Annotated in this window: 19 protein-coding genes; 4 read left to right on the top strand and 15 right to left on the bottom strand. The window is 37.0% G+C overall.

The window, feature by feature from the left end:
• The first annotated feature begins 166 nt into the window (after positions 1–166).
• Positions 167–1,273 carry a branched-chain amino acid aminotransferase gene (locus tag ACFQ3N_RS03525; protein WP_390359580.1) on the top strand — a complete coding sequence of 369 codons (1,107 nt, stop codon included), beginning with the start codon at positions 167–169 and terminating at the stop codon, positions 1,271–1,273.
• Positions 1,274–1,337: 64 nt separating this feature from the next.
• Here the strand turns inward: ACFQ3N_RS03525 and ACFQ3N_RS03520 are convergent, their stop codons facing one another.
• The 4 genes from ACFQ3N_RS03520 to ACFQ3N_RS03505 all read right to left on the bottom strand — a co-directional run bounded on the left by ACFQ3N_RS03520 (position 1,338) and on the right by ACFQ3N_RS03505 (position 3,918).
• Positions 1,338–2,006, bottom strand: a complete 669-nt coding sequence (locus tag ACFQ3N_RS03520) for an HAD family hydrolase (protein WP_390359579.1) — start codon at positions 2,004–2,006, stop codon at positions 1,338–1,340.
• Between the two features lie 295 nt (positions 2,007–2,301).
• The gene (locus ACFQ3N_RS03515) at positions 2,302–2,607 is read right to left on the bottom strand and encodes a hypothetical protein (RefSeq protein WP_390359577.1); all 306 of its coding nucleotides are present in this window, start codon (positions 2,605–2,607) and stop codon (positions 2,302–2,304) included.
• Between the two features lie 474 nt (positions 2,608–3,081).
• A complete protein-coding gene (locus tag ACFQ3N_RS03510; protein ID WP_390359576.1) occupies positions 3,082–3,507 on the bottom strand; it encodes a VanZ family protein in 426 nt (141 codons plus the stop codon).
• Between the two features lie 69 nt (positions 3,508–3,576).
• Positions 3,577–3,918: a DUF3006 family protein gene (locus ACFQ3N_RS03505; protein WP_390359575.1), complete on the bottom strand. Its 342-nt coding sequence runs from the start codon at positions 3,916–3,918 to the stop codon at positions 3,577–3,579.
• Between the two features lie 238 nt (positions 3,919–4,156).
• On the opposite strand from ACFQ3N_RS03505, the gene ACFQ3N_RS03500 reads away from it, so the two are divergent.
• Positions 4,157–5,461, top strand: a complete 1,305-nt coding sequence (locus ACFQ3N_RS03500) for an MBL fold metallo-hydrolase (RefSeq protein WP_390359574.1) — start codon at positions 4,157–4,159, stop codon at positions 5,459–5,461.
• A 3-nt stretch (positions 5,462–5,464) separates the two neighbouring features.
• The gene (locus tag ACFQ3N_RS03495; RefSeq protein ID WP_390359572.1) at positions 5,465–5,728 is read left to right on the top strand and encodes a DUF3006 domain-containing protein; all 264 of its coding nucleotides are present in this window, start codon (positions 5,465–5,467) and stop codon (positions 5,726–5,728) included.
• 96 nt (positions 5,729–5,824) lie between these two features.
• On the opposite strand, the gene ACFQ3N_RS03490 is transcribed toward ACFQ3N_RS03495, so the two are convergent.
• The 4 genes from ACFQ3N_RS03490 to panD all read right to left on the bottom strand — a co-directional run bounded on the left by ACFQ3N_RS03490 (position 5,825) and on the right by panD (position 9,359).
• The gene (locus ACFQ3N_RS03490; RefSeq protein WP_390359570.1) at positions 5,825–6,862 is read right to left on the bottom strand and encodes an AbrB family transcriptional regulator; all 1,038 of its coding nucleotides are present in this window, start codon (positions 6,860–6,862) and stop codon (positions 5,825–5,827) included.
• A 19-nt stretch (positions 6,863–6,881) separates the two neighbouring features.
• Positions 6,882–8,024 carry a PrsW family intramembrane metalloprotease gene (locus ACFQ3N_RS03485; protein ID WP_390359569.1) on the bottom strand — a complete coding sequence of 381 codons (1,143 nt, stop codon included), beginning with the start codon at positions 8,022–8,024 and terminating at the stop codon, positions 6,882–6,884.
• A 441-nt stretch (positions 8,025–8,465) separates the two neighbouring features.
• Entirely contained in the window at positions 8,466–8,702 is a 237-nt protein-coding gene (locus ACFQ3N_RS03480; protein WP_390359567.1) for a transposase, read from the bottom strand.
• A gap of 276 nt (positions 8,703–8,978) precedes the next feature.
• Positions 8,979–9,359 carry an aspartate 1-decarboxylase gene (gene panD, locus ACFQ3N_RS03475; RefSeq protein WP_390359565.1) on the bottom strand — a complete coding sequence of 127 codons (381 nt, stop codon included), beginning with the start codon at positions 9,357–9,359 and terminating at the stop codon, positions 8,979–8,981.
• A 193-nt stretch (positions 9,360–9,552) separates the two neighbouring features.
• Here panD and ACFQ3N_RS03470 point away from each other — a divergent pair, with 193 nt between their 5' ends.
• Entirely contained in the window at positions 9,553–9,702 is a 150-nt protein-coding gene (locus ACFQ3N_RS03470) for a hypothetical protein (RefSeq protein WP_390359563.1), read from the top strand.
• An 81-nt stretch (positions 9,703–9,783) separates the two neighbouring features.
• On the opposite strand, the gene ACFQ3N_RS03465 is transcribed toward ACFQ3N_RS03470, so the two are convergent.
• The 7 genes from ACFQ3N_RS03465 to ACFQ3N_RS03435 form a co-directional block, all read right to left on the bottom strand.
• Positions 9,784–11,163: a M17 family metallopeptidase gene (locus ACFQ3N_RS03465; protein WP_390359561.1), complete on the bottom strand. Its 1,380-nt coding sequence runs from the start codon at positions 11,161–11,163 to the stop codon at positions 9,784–9,786.
• 186 nt (positions 11,164–11,349) lie between these two features.
• Positions 11,350–11,805 (bottom strand): CoxG family protein, encoded by a 456-nt coding sequence (locus ACFQ3N_RS03460; protein WP_390359559.1) that lies wholly within the window; start codon positions 11,803–11,805, stop codon positions 11,350–11,352.
• A 648-nt stretch (positions 11,806–12,453) separates the two neighbouring features.
• Positions 12,454–13,191: an MBL fold metallo-hydrolase gene (locus tag ACFQ3N_RS03455; RefSeq protein WP_390359557.1), complete on the bottom strand. Its 738-nt coding sequence runs from the start codon at positions 13,189–13,191 to the stop codon at positions 12,454–12,456.
• 248 nt (positions 13,192–13,439) lie between these two features.
• On the bottom strand, positions 13,440–14,843 hold the full coding sequence (locus ACFQ3N_RS03450; protein ID WP_390359556.1) for a M20/M25/M40 family metallo-hydrolase: 1,404 nt from the start codon (positions 14,841–14,843) through the stop codon (positions 13,440–13,442).
• A 39-nt stretch (positions 14,844–14,882) separates the two neighbouring features.
• Entirely contained in the window at positions 14,883–16,649 is a 1,767-nt protein-coding gene (locus ACFQ3N_RS03445) for a M28 family peptidase (protein WP_390359554.1), read from the bottom strand.
• Between the two features lie 28 nt (positions 16,650–16,677).
• Complete coding sequence (locus ACFQ3N_RS03440; RefSeq protein ID WP_390359552.1) at positions 16,678–17,427, bottom strand: aspartate/glutamate racemase family protein; 750 nt, start codon at positions 17,425–17,427, stop codon at positions 16,678–16,680.
• A gap of 140 nt (positions 17,428–17,567) precedes the next feature.
• Positions 17,568–19,238 (bottom strand): peptide ABC transporter substrate-binding protein, encoded by a 1,671-nt coding sequence (locus ACFQ3N_RS03435; RefSeq protein WP_390359550.1) that lies wholly within the window; start codon positions 19,236–19,238, stop codon positions 17,568–17,570.
• Positions 19,239–19,248 lie beyond the last annotated feature (10 nt).

Below are 19,248 nucleotides of genomic sequence, written 5' to 3'. Positions count from 1 at the left end.
TGAATATTGAACGTATTCTAAACTTAATAACCGTAAAAATCAAGGATTATTTTAATTTAAAACGCCTATTTTATACGAATTTTTAAATTTAACTAAAAATAGCCTTGCTTTAATTTGGAAAATATCTTATGATTGATAGCAATCTTTAACACAAGGGGATGGTGACATGGAAGAACGAACAATTCGGTTGGATCTTTGTTCTTCAAGAAAGGAAAAGCCGAAAACGCAACAACTGGAGTTTGGTAGAGTTTTTACAGACCATATGTTTATCATGGACTATTCGGATGAGTTAGGGTGGAACGATCCACGAATTGTACCATATCAACCACTCAGCATTGATCCTTCAGCTATGGTATTTCATTATGGGCAATCTGTGTTCGAGGGGTTGAAAGCATACCTGACACCAAATGGCGAAGCTCAATTATTTCGCCCAGAAAAGAACTTTCACAGGTTGAATCGTTCAAACAGTCGTCTTTGCATTCCACCTATTGACGAGGAATTTGCTATCAAAGCAATCCAGCAACTAGTGGCATTAGAAAAAGATTGGATTCCAGACGCTGAAGGAACGTCTCTTTATATTCGACCATTTATTATTTCAACCGAGCCTTATCTCGGTGTAGCTCCATCCCGTCATTATAAATTTATAATCATACTATCGCCTGTGGGTGCTTATTACAAAGAAGGTATTAATCCGATAAAAATTGCAGTAGAAAACCAGTATGTCCGTGCTGTAACAGGAGGAACCGGAGAAGCAAAAACCGGTGGTAACTACGCCTCTAGCTTAAAAGCACAGGAAAGTGTTGCAGGTAAGGGTTTTGCCCAGGTTTTGTGGCTTGATGGTGTGGAACGAAAGTATGTTGAAGAAGTTGGCAGCATGAACGTATTTTTCAAAATTAACGGGGAAGTGGTTACACCTGCATTAAATGGCAGTATTCTAGAAGGTGTTACAAGAAACTCTGTCATCCAGCTGTTAAACCATTGGAATGTTCCAATTGTGGAGCGGAAGATCTCAATGGAAGAAGTATACCAGGCACATCAAGACGGTGTTCTAGAAGAGGCGTTTGGCGCAGGAACAGCAGCAGTCGTCTCACCAATTGGCCAATTAACATGGAACGATGAGAGTCTGATCATTAACGACGCAAAAACTGGTAATGTTGCAAAAAAATTATATGACACATTAACAGGAATTCAATATGGTAGAGTGGACGATCCTTTTAATTGGGTCGTGAAGGTAGAAGAGAATTGTGAAATGGGTCTAAGAGCGTCCGTATAGGAGCAAACATAACCCCTCGGTATTAGAAAATGCCGGGGGTTATTCTATTGGAAAAAATAGTAGATCATGTAGCAAAAATAGGCCAATTGTTTTTCTTGGCAATCTCTTTCATACTTTGATTTGGATTAACAACAACCGGATATGTAGCAAATTGAAATAACGGAATATCACTTTCACTATCAGCATATGCCCAGATTTCAGCAGTATCAGACTTCTGAAGGTCCTCTCGATCTACCCATTCCTGTACTTTTTTAACTTTTTCATCCCCATTTATAATTGAACCGAGCTTGCCAGTACATACGCCATTTTGTTCAAACTCTATCTCCGTACTAATAACATGCACGTCCAACTCCAATGCTTTCGTAAAAGCATTTAAAAAAGGATGGAGCGCACCGGATAATATGATAACAGTATCCCCATTATGTTGATGTTCACGTATTTCTTGAACCAAATCATGATGTACGTCTTCCTTACCAATTTTAACTAATTGTTCGAAAAACTCATCCAATTCTGCTTTCGTTTTTCCCTTAAATGATTTAGCAAATGCCTTGAAAAATTCCAGACGAAAAGCATTTTTCCCTTTGAGTAGGCCTACTACCTCCGCTTTTACGATTCCGAATCCAACAATGCCCCACTGTTTGAAAGAATACTCCTTTTGCGCTGCTTGAAACATTACCTTAAATGAATTGCCCTGATAAAGGGTACCATCGAAATCAACTGTTACAACTGCCATTTACGGATCACCTCCATCCCCATTGTAATCTAGTCCTACATTTATGTAAATATTTAGTTAATTGATTGAAGTTAGAAGAATAGCTCGAAGCTCCCTTACAGACTAAGTTCACCACGTCCATGAAAAAGAAAAGCACTTTTTCTGTGTGCGATGTATTTTTCAGAGAAGCATTCCTTGTCCTGTACGTCGGATCTGGACGTGGCTTAAGCAGTTAATATCCGGGCTCTTAATTTTATAATTTACTAAGCTCTCTAAAAAGCAGCCGAACAATGGTTATGTTTGCCTGCTTTAAAATTTAATGCCTAAAACTATGGATAGTCTCTTCCAAAAATGACTTCGAGTTCGTATGATTATGAAGATCACAATAATACACGACCGTTTTAATCTTATGGGAAATATCACAGGTTCTGGTATGTCGCATGAAATTTTTCCAATACGTATATTCGTGTGAATCCGTCTCAATAGTTTCATAACCCGTACTGAACTCCAACCAGTTATGTTGTACATCCTTATAACCTATTTCATTCTCTTGAGCTTTAGCTTCTACTGCACTTGGGGAAAACATGAACGTAAGCATACTCACTAACATAAAATTTCTCATACCATCAGCCTTCTTTTTACACTATTTGCACTAACTTTCCTCAACAACCCGAAAAGTATACGTCTTAAAACTAGGCTATTTTCGTAAAGTTTGTTGCTTGTGAGAGAATAGATATATAATGCGACATAAATTCAGATAATGGTTAGTGCTTTTACTCGCTCTGGAAATACACTTCGCACATCCTAGGGCGGCTGGTGAGCGACCACGTGCTGAAGCACTTTGGTCGCTCACCTATGCCTATCCTCCCGCAGAACAAGGAAAGCTACGGCAGCATTACATCGCACGCAGAAAAAGTGATTTCCTTTTTCAAGGAGTCTTCGTGTATTTCCGCCGCTGGTAAAGCGTCCATAATTAAACATTCTGCCGAAGCGGTTTTATAGCACTCGATGTCGAGAAAGTTACGCCACAGTTTATATCAACTATGAAGATAAAAAGCAACAATTGCGTACGAAAACAGCCTAAAACTAACATGGCTTAACTCGTTTTCTGCTTCACAGTTGAAACACTATCCCCCTTCGTACTATATTTCGCGACACGAATCAATAACCCGACTGCTACAATACCAACTAAATTTGCAATAATATCGTACAGTTCAGCACCACGGCCAAAGTAGAGCTGGAGTACTTCAATAATAACCCCATACATAAAAGCAAGCAGGCATGCGATGGTTATCTTTTTTAATAGAGCAACTAAGAGAGTAGTTAATATAAAAAACATCATAAAATGTCCAAAAAATTCTACTATGCTTATATCACTTATTGGATAAACTTTAAATAGACCCGACCATTGCGGATCTGGGACAAAAGAAAAGTCTGCCTTACCTTCTAGTAAAGTCGTCACATTTTTGGTACATGTAACAACGAAAATGAAGCTTAACCAACCTAATATTAGAAAACCCATTGTAGTTCCAACTCATTTTTACAAACAGTTTAGTCAAGGTATCGTTTTCTAATACGCTTGGAGCAAAATTTATCGAAGTATTTTCCTTAATTCTCTAAGTTTTGATGCTTCTTCCCTCGTTTTTTTATAATCAATAGAGGAAATCATATACTTATCATGCTTCCATTTTATATGAAACCACGTACTGAGCTTACTTCCGGCTGGCAAAGTCTTTTTAGCAACAATCAATTCCTCCTTTTTTTCCTCCATAAGAATAACTGCTTGATCATCTTCAAAACGGTCGAGGACACCTTTTGTTGTAAAAGTATCTTTTTCATTACTACTTACATGTGCATCGATATCAAAGTGAAGTATCACAACCACACCCAAAAGTACTAGTCCAGTCCCTAAAAAATGAATGATTCGGTTCATTTATTTACACCTCATGCGTTTGCCTTATTATCTCAGTATTTACCGCATCCTGCACTTCAGAAAAACGGTAAAATCACCGCCATAAACCATCTCAAAATTGATTTTTACCCTAGTGAAAAATTGGATAATGTCCCTCTTTTAAGCTTGTAAAATTATTTTTTAACCATACTTCTGGCTTCTATCAGATAACTTTGATACTCTTAAAAATAATGTAGAGCTTTATTGGGGGAACAATTACGTGAATAAAAATTTCTTACTATCGTTGTTTTTGGTTATCATTTTGGTAGCGTGTGGACAGGATACAGACCAAAACATAAATTCAGAAACAAACGATGAAAATTCGACAGAGGCAGAAACGACGGAATCTCACACTTCTGATGAAGAGGGAGAAGAGAGTACAGAAGACGAAGATAAATCCGAACCAGAAGAAACCACCGATTCGAATACTTCAAATTCTGATGAACAGAACAACCATAATGCACCTTTATCCGGATTACAAGTTCACTATATTAACGTAGGACAAGCTGATGCAACACTGTTTGAATATGCCGATCAGGACGACTCCTATACGATTCTTTTCGACACAGGCGACTGGAGAAGTAATGATGTGGTTAATTACCTGGCATCACAAGATGTATCCTACCTGGATCTGATTGTTGTTAGTCATCCGGATGCCGACCATATCGGACAGTTAGCGGAAGTCGTTAACACATACGGCGCAGGAGAAGTATGGATGTCTGGTAATGAAAGTTCCTCACAAACATTTCAGCGTGCAGTCGAAGCTGTGATCTCAAGTGAGGCGGACTTTCATGAACCAAGAACTGGTGAGCAATTTGAAATTGGACCTATGGAAATTGATGTCCTCTATCCAAAAACCATTTCCGGAAAAACGAATGAAGAATCTGTTTCCCTTAAATTCACCTATGGAGAAGTGGAATTTTTATTCACTGGAGATGCCGATCAGAATGCAGAATCAAATATGTTGTCTAGCGGACTCGATTTAGATGTAGATATTTTACAACTCGGGCACCATGGTTCTAACACATCTAGCTCTCCTGCCTTTATTGATGCAACAAACCCATCTGTTGCAATATATAGCGCAGGAGTCGATAGTCAATATGGCCATCCGCATGAAGAAGTTGTCTCACTCATTCAAAATGCGGGGATAGACTTGTACGGAACAGATGCCCATGGAACCATTGTGATAACAACAGATGGAAATAATTATGATATTATGACTAATAAAGACGGCACAATTAGTCCAGAGAGCACTGGACAAGCGGACAACTCAGGATCTGGTGATGATGAAGAAACACAGGAAAATAAAACAGCTGAAGAAGATGATTCAAGCAATTGTGTGGATATTAACACAGCAACACTTGAGGAAATACAAGAAATTATTCATTTCGGCCCGTCACGAGCACAGGATCTGATAGATCAAAGGCCATATAATTCTGTTGATGATCTTCGTAACATCAGCGGAATTGGACCATCCAGGTTAGCAGACATAAAAGAAGAAGGAATAGCATGTACAGGAGGGTAAAAAATGAAAGGTGTATTAGACCGATTTGAAGATAACGACAAAGCTGTCATACTCATTGAAGAGGAAATGAAAGCCTTAGTTATTCCCGCAGAAGAATTGCCTAAGGGAAGTGAGATTAACACTTATTTCAATATTAAAGAAAAAAATGGTGATTATAAAATCCTCTCTATTGATCAGGAAACAACGGAAAAAGAAGCACAGAAGGCATCTAATTTAATGGAAAAGCTAAGGGCAAAGACGAGTGGTAGTAAGTTTAAGAAAAAATAGCCCAGCTTGTTAGTCGGTACCCACGTTCATGGGTACCGGCTTTTATAGTGAATTCGAGTAGATTAGCATTCGACAAAACCGGGAAGTGACAGTCACCTAACGGAAATACCATCCCAATAATGGGGGTACACAAAGAACGATTAATAAAATCCGCATTAGTTGAAGCGCACTGACAACAGCTGGATCACCACCGACACTTGAAGCTGTTAATACCATTTCAAATAGTCCACCCGGGGCAATACTTAAAATTGCCGTTGCATAATTTAACGTTGAAAAGCTCGCAAGCACCACCCCTAGACCAACAGCCGTTAAGATCAATATAATCGATATCCCAAAATAAACAAAAGAATATTTTCCACCTAACTTTAAATGACGAAACAATATATTTTTTCCTAGACTAGTTCCAACAGCTATTTGAGCAGCAATAAAGAGAGCATCCGGAATCTGGGGTAAATTAATCGTACTCACATTCATCACTGCTGTCACTGCAAGTGCCCCAATGAGAATTCCAGCTGGGATCTTATTACGAATTCGTATCGCTAGTATGATCGGGAAAATAAACCAAAGATAATTCCACACACCACTAGTTTTCGTTTCAGCAACGAGTATATCTGTAACAGGCTCAACTGAATCAGCGAACAGAAAAGTCATAGCAGTAGGAATAGTAAACAAAACGGTTAACAGTCGAATGGTTTGAAAAATAACTACTAGTGCTGAATTAGCACGCAGCGATTCACTAGCTATAGCCATTTCAGACAAACCACCAGGAATACAGGAAAATACACTAGTTATTTTATCTACCGCAATCCATTTCGCTACAACCAACCCTAGCAGAATACTCATCAAAATAAGGACACAAGTCAAAAAAAGATAGGGAACCATGTAGGGAAAAATGGTCTGGAACGTTTCAACTGTGAAATATAACCCAAAGGAAATACCTAGTATTATAAATCCTCCATTTTTAACATACCCTGAAATAACCATTTCCCGTTTCGTAAAACCTTGCCAAAGCATTACAAACACCAGAGGCCCTAACACCCAAGGTAAAGGCAGGTTGGCAAAGTTAAAAAAGCTTCCTCCTAAAAAAGCGAGAATTGCTGTTTCCAATAAACTTATATTTCGTGCATTTATCATGAAAAGACTCCTTAAATAACTACTCGCTTAATCTCATAATCTGTTTCAACCCCGCATTGACTAGGGTAAAAATAAATATCCATGCTATAACAATCAGTATAATATACTGCAAATAAAAATGTTGCAATAGATAAATCGGCATATCCCATACAGCGTGCAATACAACAGCTACCAAAAACAATTTCACAAATTTAGAATCAAAGAAGTGATCACCTTGCAGTGGTCTTTCCCCTTTCACATACACCAAGGCAGCACCTGCAATCGCCGACCATACAACATGTGTTCCTATGGACGACCAAGCGCGAAGGAATATGATGGAAATCATCGCTTCGTCTCCATATACCTCTCGAAAATTAAAAGCATAACCAGCAGATTCAAACGCAGCAAACCCTGCTCCAATAGTCGCCCCAATTAACAACCCATTTAAAATGAATTTTGTATTCAACTTTTTGATAAAGTAAGCAATAATTACTAGCTTGCCAACTTCTTCAACGATCCCTACAATTACAGCTCCCGTATAATTCAAGTCATAAACTGGAAACATCGTATACAGTAAAAGTGTAATAACAAGTGATGATGCTCCTCCGATAAAAAACATCTTAGCGATTTCATAAACACTAATATTTCTCGGTGCATTCATTTCCCAAAAGAAAATCAGCAACGAAATAGGAACAGCAAAAGAACCGACCATGAGCACCCCGGGTAGTGCATTCATATTATGGAATGTATATGTACTAATTGATAATAAAATATATGTAATGGCTAAAACAATAAACACCCTGGAAAATAACCAAGGCTTAGGCCATGAAGTGGAAATTTCGCTTTCGGCTGGAGTAGTCATCACAGTTCCGGCAATAAAAAGCGTTTCCCCTTCCTCTTTTGTATGCTTTTTAAATACCGAAGAAAACACATCACGTAGATTTAAATCAATATTCCCTTGTTCTCCAACCATCGCATTTATTCGTTCTGTAGCTTGTAAAAAAGTTCCTTTAGCTTGTTGCGAAATGTCTTTCACAGGCTCCTCCACAGTTGCCGAGGATTCCTTATTATTTTCTTCGTAATGACCCTGCTGTCTTCCTTCACCCTCAAGCAGCACGCCACACGAAGAGCAGAATTTCACTCTGTCATAATCCGTTTGAACACCACAGTTGTAACAGAACATGTTTGGACCCCCACTATAGAATATCTTTCTGAAACTATTATACTATAAAAATTTCAATCTAATACGATAGTGATACTAATAAAATAAAAAACACCGTATAGGCGCTTGTTTACTACTTATTTAACATCAACCGTTCTTTTTTCCTCTACAAAATCTTTATACTTTTTCTGCTTTTCCATTTCATTTCCTGAGAAGCAGTCCAATATGCAATTCATTTGAACTATTTTGTGATGTGTGAAATGTAATAGAGTCGGTAGCTGCTTCACTGGTATGCTTCTGATTTATCGACCATTCCAGCTTCAAGTGGATTTAAATGAATATAGCGGCTAGTCTCCAGCATCCCCTCAGGAGAAGTTATAATTTTATCATAATGCCTCTTTTCAAATATATGTCCCGTAAACTTATGCTTCGTATTAAAATAATCAGCGTATCGGTCATTATCTATGCCATTACTTTAGAAGTTGGATGTTCATTCGATTGAATTTGGAGATGAAAGTGGTTTGTCATTAGGCAATACGCTGCAAGATCAAAAGGTGTTTTCTTAGCCACCTTCTCAAGCATCTGAAGAAACATGTTAAAATCACTATGATCTATAAAAAGTGCATCGCGTCGATTGCCACAACATACGATGTGATAAAAATACCCCGGTTCCCAAATACGTTTTTTACGAGCCACCATTTCCACCTCTCCCTCTTTTTTCCATAATAATTGATTTTGGAAATCCAGGCGAAGTAGTGAAATTGTTTTTCGATGATTGGTCAGACATGAATAACTTCATTTTACTTATAGGAAAATGAAGAAATCACACGGGCGGAGTATGATAAAAGGCTATTTTCATAAACTTTACATAAAAAACGCTGCTGAAAATAGCGGATATCCTATCCACTAAAATCAGCAGCAATTAATTCGACATAATTCAACATAAAACAGGAAGTGACAGGCACCTTCCCGAGTCTATTTCGGCAAATGCAGATCGTGTTCTTCCACACTAGTAATCTCATTTTCCTCATTCACAAAAACGACTTTCGGTTTTAAATCTTCTATTTCCTCATCGGTAAAGAGCCCCATACTCAATATAATAACAAGATCACCTGGAGCAAATAAGTGTGCAGGGGGACCATTCAAGCAGATACGGTTAGAACCCTCTGGAGCTGGTATGGCGTATGTCTTCCACCTAGTTGCATTTTTTACACTTGTAATTTGCACCATTTCATAAGGTTTAATGTTTGATTCTTTCATTAATTTGGAATCAATTGTTATACTGCCAACATAGTCAAGTTCAGCCTCTGTTACGGTAGCTCTATGTATCTTTCCTTTACACATCATGCGTTGCATTAAAAAACCTCCTCCGTTAATACTAATGAAAACCTTTAAATAGTATAAGCTAATACAATAAGAAAAACAATGATTTATGTCGTGCTCGATAGCTCTGGATTTAAACGTTTTAAAGCAATGATAATCCGAAACTCCTTAAGAAGAGTGATTTTTTGTACAAGAAACACTCGTAACCTTACAAATAGATGATAAAATGGAATCCGAATTAAGAAACACTTTTCATGTTAGGGAGTTTCCTCCACTTACTGTAGATGAACAAGAAATGGGTGGAACAAATGAAGGACCAAATTCTTTAGAATACCTTCTCGGTGCTGGTCAAAGCAAAAACACAGGGGAAGCCTAGCCTAATCTAGTTCCCCCCTAGTTTAACAACCATAACTCTATTCGACAATATTAAAAAAACCCGGGAAGTGACACCTTTCTTCTATCTCCCAACTACAAAGTCGGCTAGTAATCTTGCGCCAAATCCACTTGCTGCTTTAGAGTAATATCCTCTCTCTTGGGTACTCATGACTCCTGCCATATCGACATGCAGCCATTTACAGTTTTCCGGCACAAAGCGACGTAGGAATAGAGCGGCAACAATGGAACCTGCTTCAGCTTTTCCGTTCGTATTATTAAAATCGGCATATTCACTTTCCAAGTAACTATCATAAGCGTCTACTAGTGGCATCGGCCAGTTGAAGTCACCATTTTCATCACCAATTTGTTTCATCTCAGCAGATAGTTCCTCATCTCCGAAAACCCCGGCGAGTTTAGATCCTAATGCATTCAATATCGCTCCAGTTAATGTAGCAATATCAACTACATAGTCAGCTTTTAACTCCCCAGCACGGATTAGTCCATCCGCTAGAATCAGTCTTCCTTCGGCATCCGTATTACCTACCTGTACATGCAATCCATTTTTATAATGAACAACATCACCCGGAATCACAGCGTGACGATCCGGAACATTTTCTGCAATCGGAATGAGTGCGACCACATTTACATTAGCTTTTGACGCTGCCAATAACTTCATCGCCCCAGCTACAGCAGCTGAACCACCCATGTCATAGCGCATATTACTTAAATCTCTTCCTTTTTTCAAGCTAATACCACCAGTATCAAATGTCACGCCTTTTCCTACTAGTGCGACAAGCGGTTTAGATTCATCCCCACAATATGACAGTTCAACGAAAGCAGGTGAATGTTTACTTCCTCGACCAACTGTTAATAAACCATTCATCTCTCTTTTTTCAAGTTCTTCTTTATCAAAAACAGTCACTTCTACATCAGTATCCGCAAATTCTTTGTCTAAAATAGAGGGAAACGTTGATGGATTTAAGATACTTGGAATCTCATTCATTAAGTCACGTGAAAATGCCATCGCTTCAGCACGATTCTTACCAGCTTCAACAAATGACTGGAACTTTTCATCAGCCTTAACCTGCAATTCCGTTTTAACTGAATCCCCTTTGGACTTATAGGTTAAAAATTGATACGACCCTAAACTCCATCCTTCCACAAATGCTGTTATGACAGATTCTGTCGTTAGACTATAAAAAGCTTTTGTAAGCTCTTTTTCAGTTATAGAAGCCTGCTCAACTTTACGACCACCTAGCGCTCTGGCAATTGATCCTGCTAACATTCTCACTTTCTCGTATGTCTGTGTATTCTCACTCACTTCTTTTATGCCAACTATTAATTCCCCATCGATGAATACTGTACTAAAAGCAGTTGAACTACTTTCGATATACTGTTTGATGAATTCATCCTTCTCCATTCGTGCATCGTTAGAAAATAAAATCGTTGCTTGATTCGTCATATGTATAATTCTCCCTTCTTCTACATCTTTTTAATTCGTCACACGAAAGAAGAATTCCTGCTAGTTTAATAATAAATTTCATGCTAATAGCTACCAAAAACTAACATCCATTCGACAATATTCAACATAAACCAGGAAGTGACAGGCACCCCCCCGTTTTCTGCGATATCCGTGCTCCAATCTATATTAATGCATAACAGTTTCTACTTCTCCCATTTTAGTAGCAACTGCTGCAGTGAGCTCTCTTGTGGTTTTTGGAACGATTGTCCTTAGAACTGAATTAATCATTGGTCCAGTGAATCCTCTTGCAGTTATATTTAGAAAACCAGTCATAGCTGTCAACTTATCATTAATTTTTTCAGCTTGGAAATATCCATTTCCATCAAAGTTTTCGTTTAATCCTGTTAAATTAAATGAGACTGTTGATGGTTTCTTCCATTCGGTTATATCTATTTGAAGACAGACTGATTTTTTTATCTTCCCAACTTCCCCTTTGAATTCCCAAGTTGATTGATTACAACTTATAATTTCATGTTTCACATAACCCGGCACTAATGGAGCCCAGTTGTTCATATCACTAACAAAATTCCAAGTGTATTCTATTGGAATATCAAGTTCCAATTGATGTTTTCCACACGGCATTAAAACGCCCTCCCATATGTAGTCATATCCACATGACTATTCTTGTTCCCTTAGCATAACTACATGAAAAATTTGATGAAAAAGGATGCAAGTTTTGCTAAAGATAAAATGCACATTTTTCATTATATGTTCACTTTATATTTTTAGAACAGGTATTTAGAAAAAAAAGCGCAAGTGCCCGTGTAGACGTATGGGCTGGACTTATCCGCGTGAGATACAGGAAACACGAAGAGCGTAAGCGATTCGATGTTGACTTATCACAAGGAGGATCAGGAAGCCCACTAGTCGTTGGGCGCTGGAGTTGGACGTGGCTTAAGCAGTTAATAATTTATCCATAGGTTCCTAATTTTATAATTTCCTAAGCTATTAGAAAACTTGGCTTATCGCCAAGCCTTAATGGCGGAAGCCTTAGTTACACTTATGTAGATAAGAAAATTTTATACTTTCTTATCTACTAAAAAAACGCCTGTATGACATACAGACGTCTCTCGCGTTTATTTGTGGCGCAGAACCATGTGTTCACATTCACATGTATTGCATTGTCCTTCGTCTTACACAAATCAGCTCATCGCTTTATGATTATAACATGGTTTTACGTTATACACCACTTGAACTTTTTCCCAAAACCAATAAAATCCGGGATAGTAACTACTCCAATGTGATCGAATCATTTTCTGTTGCCAAATATACTTCTCTACCAAACACCTCAGTTGCCTGCCGCTTCATTAATTGAAAATCACCATCAGATGGTAAATGTGTCAAGATGAGTTTCCCGACTTTAGCCTTCCTCCCAATTTTAGCAGCTTCTTTAGCATCCATATGCCCTGCACCTACAGTGTGCGTACTCCCCTCGCAATTGGTTGCCTCACAAATAAATACATTGGCACCTTGTGCGAACTCGGCTAAAGAATCCATATACGTCGTATCAGCCGAATAAACAAACACATTATTTTTATATGTAATCTTGACTGCATAGCATGGTATCGTATGGTTTACGGCATAAAATTCTATCTCAGCACCAGCCATTGTCAGACTAGTCAATTGTTCTAAAGGAATATTCTCAGACTGCTTACTCTGAATCTGTTCCCACTTATTTACAGGCTCTGTTGGTGATATAATTTTAATCCTTTCACTCATTCTGCCTGTACGCAAAGCTCCTGCAACCGCATATTGTAGAACACCCACATCAGACATATGATCATAATGTAAATGAGACAAAATTACCCCAGAAAGCTCTTCGGCTTTTGATATAAGTGAAAGCTTACTCATAATCCCACTACCACAATCTAGTAAAATACGACCCTCATCAGTAGAAATTAAATATCCAGCAGTAGCCCCACCATCTGATGGATAGGCTCCCCAGTATCCTAAAATATCTATTTTCATGCTCGTTCGCCCCTTGATATGTATTTTATTTAATTGTAATGGAGTAACAGACAACTGTACAGTCTATGAAAGTACCCAAAAAGGGGAATAATTATATTTTATCAATTCTCGTAAATAGAAATAGGGAGTGCAAAATAACGGAATTACTATTACTTTGCACTTCTATTAGTTATAAGTTAGGTATCTATATAAGCATGACGATTAAGTTATTTTAACTCATTGATTTTTTGTAACTCATTTAGTGAAAATTAGTTATCTGATACTCGTTTCTTATAATTATTTAAGAATATAGCCATAGATTTTTCAAAATCAAGAACTCCTTGAACTGTACAATATTCATCACTAGAATGTTGTCGCGATCCATGACCCATACCTCCAGCTACATAAGGTATTTTCAAGTGTCTTTCAAACACATAATAAGGTGCACTTCCAGGATTTAGTGGCCAGACTTGTGGTTCCTCACCCATGTCACGGTAAGTATCTGCCATAGCTTGAACGATATTTTCTTCAAAATCTACTTTCGACCAATAATATTTGTTATAAATTTTCATTTCAATATCAGAGTACCCATTCCGATCGAGATGTTTACGAATCGTGTCTGCTACTTTATCTGGATCCATATTCGGTACCATTCTAACGTCTACTTTTGCAGTAGCAATATGTGGTAAAAGAGTTTTTGTTTCGGGTCCTGTGTATCCAGAGTATATCCCATCTATATTCAGCTGAGGTCTACTAAAGTACTTTTCCCATAAATCAAATCCTTTAGAAGAATACTTAAATGTTTTTACATCATTGTTTTCCAAAAATACATTTTCATTAAATAAATTTTCATCCACTTGTCTTCGTAAAATTTTCTTTTCATTATCTTTTAAGTCGGCAACATCCGTATAAAAATCCTCAACAAGAATATTTTCATTGTCATCTACTAATGTAGATAAAGCATTTACCATTCTCCAGGCTGGATTTTTCACCCAGGCATTATAAGAACCATGGATTCCTCTGCTTCTTGGTCCACCCCAATCTCCACCTTGACAAATTAACTCAAAATAGAGTAATCCTTTTGTGCCTAGTCTTAGACTCGGGGTTCCTTCATGATTTTGTTCAAAAAATGGGAATAGCACAGCTTCAGCTTTCGATAGTTTATCCTTATATTTTTCAAGGAATGCTGGGAAACTTCTACTACCCATCTCTTCTTCTCCTTCTAAAGCAAACAATATATTGACAGGCAGTTTACCATCAACTTTTTTAATAGCATTTAAAGTGTTAAAAAATGCAGCAAGTGGGCCTTTTGTATTTACAGCTCCTCTATTTATTATGCATGGTCCTAGTTTTGGATTATCTTTTATTTCTGCTCCCCAAGGATCCACAGTCCAACCATCTTCATCTGTAGGCATTACATCATACATACCGTATATTAGTATTGTATGTTCCTGGTTTTCGTCTAATTCTCCAAATACAATAGGGTGTCCCTCAGTTTTAACAACTTCAGAAGTTCCTCCCATTTCTATTATCAAATCGTTTAAACGACTTGCTGTCTCTTGTATCCCTTCCCCAGTATAGCTAATACTTGGCATTTTTAACAAATCACGAACCTTTTCCAAATCTTTATCAAAATTACTTTCTAGCACTTGGAGTACTTTATTTAAATTCATTTATATCTTCCCTTCTTAAATTAATAGTTTAATAAATGCTTAATTACTAGTTTTTAATATTTCCTTTACTTTTCTTAAAGAAAAAATAATACGATTTTGACCACGTGTTAAATGGTTTTTTGTTACATTATAAAGGTGAGAATCAGGTTGAAGCTTTTGAAGTGTTAGAGCAGGCGCTATATCAGGTAGTGGTGGCACCTCAAGTGCAGGGTCCTGTCTGAACTTACCACTTCGTGAATAATTCATCGTAATTAAAATTCTCCCCAACTTCAGTAATTTATTGTTCTGTTTCTGTACATCTATGTCTGTTATTGATTCACCTTTTAAATACTCTATATTCTGATAAAATTCAGTTAAAGATTGTTTTAATTGTTCAGCCTCGTGCAAAGCTAAATCAAAGTTAAAATGACTTCCAGATTCTTGTTGATATTGTTGAATTGTATTTATAATTTCATCAATAGTATTAACATAATTAAACGGATAGATGGGTTTATTAAGTACCCGAAAAACTGAAACTAGATAAAGTTCTATATCTTTCTTTAAGATGTCGTAATCTACTATGTGTAGTAGGTCATCTTCAGTGTGCCATTCTATATTTCCTCCGCAACCGCCTACTGGATGATAACCTTTTTCCTTTATAAGTTCATCTGGCATAGTAGATGATAGTTTATAATAAGAAGTGATCCCTATATTATTAAATGAATAATCACCTGAACGTCTTGGCCTTGAACCAGAAGAGTCTTGACCAACAACATCCTTAATTGCTTTTTTACAGAATTCATCTGCTTCACTCATCCAATTAATATTGGAATATGATGTTGCCCAGCGACAACCTGGTGAATCACAATTAACCTGGGCGATACAGTTCTCATCTAAATCTAATGCATATTGATCAGCAAACCAAGTTGAGCCTGCATAACGTCCAGTAGAGTGGCCTGGCCAAATAGCAATACGAATACTCCTTTTTATTTTATCCTTATTCTTGTGCAATACTCTCGCTATCTCCAATAAAGCAGCATTTCCAGTTGCATTATCACCAATTCCTTCATGCCAAGAATCCAAATGTCCATGCAGTAAAACATACTTGTCTGTTTCGACTGTTCCCGGGATGAAAATGTCTATCAATGGACAATCAAACCATCCTTTGTCTAAGTTTGTTTCAAACTTAATATGTGCAGTATCTTGTTCGCATATTTTTTTTAGCAATTCCCCATCTTCTTTACTAATTGATAGAACAGGAATATGAGGTTCATTATCCATACTATCTAAATCTGGCGAACCCCAAACAGGTGTACATATCCCTTCATGAATACGTTGGCCAGGGCTAATGAATATAGCTGCCTTAGCATTACTTTCTTGGAAAGTACTGACTTGTCCAGGCATTGGATATCCTTCAGTTAAAACAATTTTATCTTTCAAACTATCCTCATCATGTTCTATTAGGCCTCCAGAAAAAATATCCTCAATTTTAGAAGCTTTCTTCGATTGGATATAGACAATTTCTCCACTACACTGTTTCTCTGTAGCTTTTGAAAATGAAGGTACCTTCGCTCTGATATTTTTTTCTATTGGGTGACTTATCTGTAAAGATGAATCCTTAGGTACACTCAAGTAAAGTTTTGGATAATGAACTTGATGAGGAACTTCCCACTCTTCTAAATAACTTGTAAGATAAGAAGCTGCTATTTTTTCATCATCACTACCAGATTCTCGAATCAACTTGCTAAATTTAGATAATATTCGTTTTGGTATTTCTAAATTTATATCATTTATTACTTGCTTTTCTTCATGGAGTTTTGTTTTCATTTTATCTCTCCTCAAAATAATTCCTATATTATTTAATAAATAATTCTTCAAGTGATTCAACTTTTCCAAATGCTAATTTTGGAGGTTGTAAATATGCTCTATTCGAATGGTGATAACCGCTCCCCACTAAAAATTCTGCAGCTTTTAATGCTGCTTTTGCTGGGTTAATCACTGGGACACCCAAGTCATTTTGTAATTCTTCGGCTATATTAAGAAATCCCATAGACATACACTTTAATACAATAGTATCAGCTCCATCTACTACAATTGAGCTTTCTGCTATCTTTTTTATCTTCTTTAAAGTTTCACTACGGTTAGTCGCAAGGTCTAACACCGGAATGTTTACAGGTTTTATAGATGCTAATCTTTCTGTCAAACCTGACTTACGTACTAATTCATGACTGTTTGGTATAGTGCTGTTAGAGACTGTTAGTATTGAAAAACGATAACCTAGCATGGAAGCAGCATGAACACTAGACATTCCTGGCCCTACTACTAACATTTTAGAAGTAATCTCTCGATAAGCTTCAAGTCCAGGATCTCCAGCACATCCAAGGATAGCTGCATCATAGCCTTCTTTTTCCAAGTCATAAATTTTCCTAGCAGTCGCAGGAATACTTAAAAACTCTTCATACATAGACTCTATCGAAGCGGGGCCTTCTTCTACCCTCACAATATCTACTTTGACATGAGGGGAAGCCCACTCTTTTAAAATTATTCCTCTTCTTTCCACTTCTTTCTTATTTAAGGGACCCGGAATGACGTAAACTAATTTCACGAATATCCTCCTTTCTCATTTCTCTTCAACAGATTATTTAATTTCATTAAGCTTTAGCTTATTTAATATATAAGTACTGAACTTTAATATCGTCAAAGAGAAATAGAAATGCATATATTCTATTTCTCTTTGACCTTAAATTATTTTTCAGTCACATATGCCCACTTAAATTGAATAGTACCTAAAGAAGAAACATAGGCATCATGAAGATAATCTTGATGTGCGTAGATATTTGAATAAAAATATATAGGTGCTACTGGCATTTCATCCATTAAAATTTGCTCAGCGCTTTTCAAAGTATCTTTACGTTTGTCAGGATCGACTTGGTCTCGAGATTGTCTTATTAAATCGGTATACTCTTGGTTTACCCAATTAGTTCTGTTTGCCCCACCTTTTTCTTGAAAGATTTCAAGAAAGTTTACTGGATCGGATATTAAACCAACCCACCCAAAACGACCAACTTGGTAGTCACCAGAACCTAATTTATCAAGATAGACTTGCCAATCATTGTTATCTAATTCAACATCAAGATCAAGATTTTCCTTCCACATATCTTGAATTGCTTGAGCGATCTGGGCATGTTCTTCTGAAGTATTATAGGATAGTGTAATTGGTGGCATATCTTCAATTGTATTATATCCTTTTTCTTTCATCCCTAACTCTAAGTACTCTTTAGCCTTTTCAACATCGTTATCTTCAAAATAGCCTTTTTTATTTTCCGACCATATAGGAGGAGCAACAAAGGCCATTGCTGGTAATTCTCCTGTTTTTGTAATATTATTTACGATACCTTCTCTATCAATAGCCAACGAAAGTGCCTTCCTGATATTTTTATTATCAATCGGTTCCTCTTCCACATTCATAGCATAATAATAAACTGCTTCTTTAGGTTCAGTTACTAATACTTCCTCTTCTTTAAGTGAATCTATAGAAGAAAGAGGGATCTTGCCAGTTGGATGACCTGCCCAATCTAATTCACCACTATTAAACATATTTAACTCTGTACTCTCGTCATTTACCATTACAAAAGTGATTTTATCAAGATTAACATTTTCTGAATCCCAATATTCTTCATTTTTTATTAATACTATTTCGTTATCATGTTCCCATTTTGATAACTTAAAGGGACCATTTGTTGTATATTGGTCGCCAGCATCCAGGAACCACTTATCTTTGTTTTCAACAACATTTTTATTAACTGGATAAAGAGTATGGTAAGCTGTTAAATCTAAGAAGTATTGTGTAGGCCTTTCAAGCGTAACTTCTAAAACTTTTTCATCTAAAACCTCAATCCCTATCTCACCTGGGGGCACTTCTCCAGCTTTTGCTTGTTCACCGTTTTTAATACTATAAAGTAAGTGAGCATAATTAGCATCAGCATTATCAGGATTTAAAGCCCATTTCCATGCAAATTCAAAATCTTCAGCAGTTACAGGATCACCATTGGACCACTTAGCATCATCACGAATGGTAAAAGTATAGACTGTTCCATCTTCTGAAATATCAATATCTGAAGCCATTGCCTCTTGAATTTCTCCATCTGGCCCAACTCTTGTTAATCCCTCGAATATTTGAATTAGCACTGACCCTGATGTTGTATCCGTTGCAATACCTGGGTTAAGCGAAGGTGGTTCTTGGGAAAGATTAATATTAATCTCTTGCTCGGAAGCTAATTCTACACTTGCTTCATCAACCTCTGCTTCTACACTTACATCATTTTCCTCTGGATTCGAATTACTACAAGCACTTAAAGTAATTGTTACTAAAAGTATTATAGCCGCTCCCATTAATAGATTTTTGTACTCCTTCATTTCTTTTCCT

Source organism: Virgibacillus byunsanensis, from assembly GCF_042675965.1.
Classification (GTDB): domain Bacteria; phylum Bacillota; class Bacilli; order Bacillales; family Amphibacillaceae; genus Virgibacillus_R; species Virgibacillus_R byunsanensis.
Note: the sequence above shows the minus strand (reverse complement) of the source record. Positions and strands in the feature narration are given on the sequence as shown.

What these genes read in the sequence shown, in the direction of transcription:
- ACFQ3N_RS03435 (WP_390359550.1), bottom strand. Translation starts at nt 19,238, where the DNA reads ATGAAGGAGTACAAAAATCTATTAATGGGAGCGGCTATAATACTTTTA.
- ACFQ3N_RS03480 (WP_390359567.1), bottom strand. Translation starts at nt 8,702, where the DNA reads ATGGTGGCTCGTAAAAAACGTATTTGGGAACCGGGGTATTTTTATCAC.
- ACFQ3N_RS03445 (WP_390359554.1), bottom strand. Translation starts at nt 16,649, where the DNA reads ATGAAAACAAAACTCCATGAAGAAAAGCAAGTAATAAATGATATAAAT.
- ACFQ3N_RS03505 (WP_390359575.1), bottom strand. Translation starts at nt 3,918, where the DNA reads ATGAACCGAATCATTCATTTTTTAGGGACTGGACTAGTACTTTTGGGT.
- ACFQ3N_RS03510 (WP_390359576.1), bottom strand. Translation starts at nt 3,507, where the DNA reads ATGGGTTTTCTAATATTAGGTTGGTTAAGCTTCATTTTCGTTGTTACA.
- ACFQ3N_RS03485 (WP_390359569.1), bottom strand. Translation starts at nt 8,024, where the DNA reads ATGTTCTGTTACAACTGTGGTGTTCAAACGGATTATGACAGAGTGAAA.
- ACFQ3N_RS03455 (WP_390359557.1), bottom strand. Translation starts at nt 13,191, where the DNA reads ATGAAAATAGATATTTTAGGATACTGGGGAGCCTATCCATCAGATGGT.
- ACFQ3N_RS03495 (WP_390359572.1), top strand. Translation starts at nt 5,465, where the DNA reads ATGAAAGGTGTATTAGACCGATTTGAAGATAACGACAAAGCTGTCATA.
- ACFQ3N_RS03460 (WP_390359559.1), bottom strand. Translation starts at nt 11,805, where the DNA reads ATGCCGTGTGGAAAACATCAATTGGAACTTGATATTCCAATAGAATAC.
- panD (WP_390359565.1), bottom strand. Translation starts at nt 9,359, where the DNA reads ATGCAACGCATGATGTGTAAAGGAAAGATACATAGAGCTACCGTAACA.
- ACFQ3N_RS03490 (WP_390359570.1), bottom strand. Translation starts at nt 6,862, where the DNA reads ATGATAAATGCACGAAATATAAGTTTATTGGAAACAGCAATTCTCGCT.
- ACFQ3N_RS03525 (WP_390359580.1), top strand. Translation starts at nt 167, where the DNA reads ATGGAAGAACGAACAATTCGGTTGGATCTTTGTTCTTCAAGAAAGGAA.
- ACFQ3N_RS03520 (WP_390359579.1), bottom strand. Translation starts at nt 2,006, where the DNA reads ATGGCAGTTGTAACAGTTGATTTCGATGGTACCCTTTATCAGGGCAAT.
- ACFQ3N_RS03465 (WP_390359561.1), bottom strand. Translation starts at nt 11,163, where the DNA reads ATGACGAATCAAGCAACGATTTTATTTTCTAACGATGCACGAATGGAG.
- ACFQ3N_RS03515 (WP_390359577.1), bottom strand. Translation starts at nt 2,607, where the DNA reads ATGAGAAATTTTATGTTAGTGAGTATGCTTACGTTCATGTTTTCCCCA.
- ACFQ3N_RS03450 (WP_390359556.1), bottom strand. Translation starts at nt 14,843, where the DNA reads ATGAATTTAAATAAAGTACTCCAAGTGCTAGAAAGTAATTTTGATAAA.
- ACFQ3N_RS03470 (WP_390359563.1), top strand. Translation starts at nt 9,553, where the DNA reads ATGGAATCCGAATTAAGAAACACTTTTCATGTTAGGGAGTTTCCTCCA.